Origin of the sequence: Mesotoga sp. HF07.pep.5.2.highcov (genome assembly GCF_003666285.1) — a bacterium.
Taxonomy (GTDB): Bacteria; Thermotogota; Thermotogae; order Petrotogales; family Kosmotogaceae; genus Mesotoga; species Mesotoga prima.
This window is the reverse complement of sequence record NZ_JFHJ01000590.1, coordinates 1-2,379: the sequence shown is the minus strand read 5'-3', so window position 1 is coordinate 2,379 and position 2,379 is coordinate 1. Positions and strand designations below refer to the sequence as shown.

2 protein-coding genes and 1 pseudogene are annotated in these 2,379 nt (G+C 49.3%); 1 reads left to right on the top strand and 2 read right to left on the bottom strand.

Annotated features, from left to right (window positions below):
* Nucleotides 1–598 (bottom strand): annotated as a pseudogene (locus tag BG32_RS12490) (glycosyl transferase group 1); the annotation flags it as partial.
* Between the two features lie 194 nt (nt 599–792).
* Between BG32_RS12490 and elbB the strand changes: the two are divergent.
* Nucleotides 793–1,464: an isoprenoid biosynthesis glyoxalase ElbB gene (elbB, locus tag BG32_RS12485; RefSeq protein WP_121526927.1), complete on the top strand. Its 672-nt coding sequence runs from the start codon at nt 793–795 to the stop codon at nt 1,462–1,464.
* Between the two features lie 21 nt (nt 1,465–1,485).
* Here elbB and BG32_RS12480 read toward each other — a convergent pair.
* Nucleotides 1,486–2,379, bottom strand: an 894-nt coding sequence (locus tag BG32_RS12480; protein ID WP_147435024.1) for a lysylphosphatidylglycerol synthase domain-containing protein, incomplete at its 5' end; no start/stop codon positions are given.

Below are 2,379 nucleotides of genomic sequence, written 5' to 3'. Positions count from 1 at the left end.
GCCCGCTGAAGTCCATCACATTCGGCACCACGGTAGCCCTGATACCCCTCCTCTCGAAGAGATCGGAAGCGGAGATCGAGTTGATCGTCAGGTTCTTGACGTTTGGGAGATCGGGAGGGAAGTAGTTTTCCAGGAGCTCCATGACGCTTCGATAGGGACTGCTGTAATAGGGGCGGTCCCACCAGAAGTCATGGTTGTGAGAGATAAACGGCTTACCCGACTCTTCCGCGAAGTCATGCAGGGCCAGTCCCGCAGGTATAGACCATCCAAGCGACCAGATGTTGTTCGGTATAAGAAGATCGAAGTCAGAGAGAACCGATCTGAAGCTGCCTAGAATCTCGGCGGTTCTGATGGAGAGTTCATCGAGCAGTTCGCTCTCCGATGAAGGCGTACTGCCGTAGAGCTTCGAATTCAGGATTTCATTTTTCTCGTCGTTGTATTCTATCTCCGGAATCACAATGTCGACACCGGGAGCGTTGTTTCCCGCAATGATCTCCACCGAGTGACCCATTCTCGAGAAAACCTTGCGCCACTTTTCCATTTCAAGGGAAACACCGTCCATCAGTCCGGCCCTGTAATGAATCAAACCCACTCTCATAAGACCACCCCCTTGCCGAATAGTCACATGAACTCACTACTAATATCCAATAATCTCGCCGGCATGTCAACAGTCCAGATGGCCAACACACTTACGAGCCGTTTGGAACGGGGGGCAAAGATGATAAAATCCATTAATATTTATATTTTCCTAAGGAAAAACGACTCTTGATGCTTCTATAAGGAGGGACCGAATTGAAGTGTGGAGTAGTGCTTACGGGTTGTGGCTCTGAGGATGGAACGGCCGTTGACGAGGCCATAATGACCTTCCTCGCCCTGGATAAGGCAGGGGTTGAAGTTGTTTCTCTGGCACTGGACAAGGATCAATACGAGGTTATTAACCACCAGACAGGAAAACCGGCTGAACTTGAACAAAAGCGAAACCAGCTCGTAGAATCGGCAAGACTGCTCAGCGGACCGGTAAACAGCATCGATACTTTCAACTGGGAGGATCTGGACTTGCTCGTCATTCCCGGCGGTAAGGGAGTCTTGAAGAGCCTATCTACTTTTGAAGACGAAGAGGATCACTACAGAGTTAATAAGAGCCTTGAAAGGCTTATCGTGAACTGCTTCTTCGGTAAGAAACCTCTGGGAGCGATCGGAGAAGGTGTTTTAATACTTGCAAGGGCTCTCGAGAACGTAGCCTCCAATCTTACCGTCACCGCTTCGGGCAATCCCGAAGATAGGATGACCGTCGTCGAAAAGCTGGCCATCGATCACGTCCCCTGTGAAGTCGGAGAGATGTGCGTCGATAAGACAAACAAAGTTGTAACTGCCCCGCTTCTTGTTCGAGAAAATGGACTCATGGAAAAGAATGAGAGCATCGAGACTTTCGTCAAGAGACTGTTCGACCTGCTGCCAGGTTAAACCCACCATAACGGTTCTCCCTCAGGCCTTTTCAGAACCTCTATAAAGGAGTTCGTTGACTGCAAAAGAAACCACTGCGATAATGAAGGGAACGAGGTAGAAGATTATTCTATAGATTATTAGCGCTGCCACAAGAATATCCGGCTTTAAGGAGGGCGAGAGAATAACTACTGTAAGCGCCTCAAAGACTCCCAGACCTCCGGGGACCTGACTCGACAGACCTGCAAACTGCGACAGCAGGAAGACGCCAAGAACCTCAAGATAACCGATCTCCGGGGGAAGGAGCATGAAAAACACTCCTGCGGAAAGCAGCCAATCGAGAATGGATATGCCGGTCTGGACCAGCGTGAAAGACTTTCCAGGAAGAGTGAAGCTCCTTCCCTTTATTCTGAACGGCCGTTTTCTGAAGCTAACCACTATCACGTAGAGAACATAGATCCCGGCAGAGGCAATTCCAATAGCTTTCAATGATCCAAAGGGTACCGTTACGGCATTCTGAAGAACGGGAGGCCATAGAGTGAACAGGATACCCGAAAGGGCGAAGAAACCAAGCCAGAAAGTCAGATAGTTGAGGGTTATTACTGCGAGAATCTTCCCTCCTGCAACACCCCACTTTCCGTATAACCTGAAGCGGACGCTTGTACCCGAAAGAAACGTGAACCCGATATTCTTGCTGAAAGTGTATCCAATGAAAGAAACAAGAGCGGTCGACGCAAATTTCAGTTTGACTCCCGTCCTTCTGGAAGCGATCAGATCATAGAAACTGAGATTGAGATAGGTCAGAAAGGTCAGGAAGGCCGCTATCACAAGCCTGGAAGCCGGAATCTCCCCGACCTTTGCAGCGATATCGCTGATAGTGTATCTACTCAACTCACGAACGAGCACGTAGATCGAGACAGTGAAAAGAGCTATTCC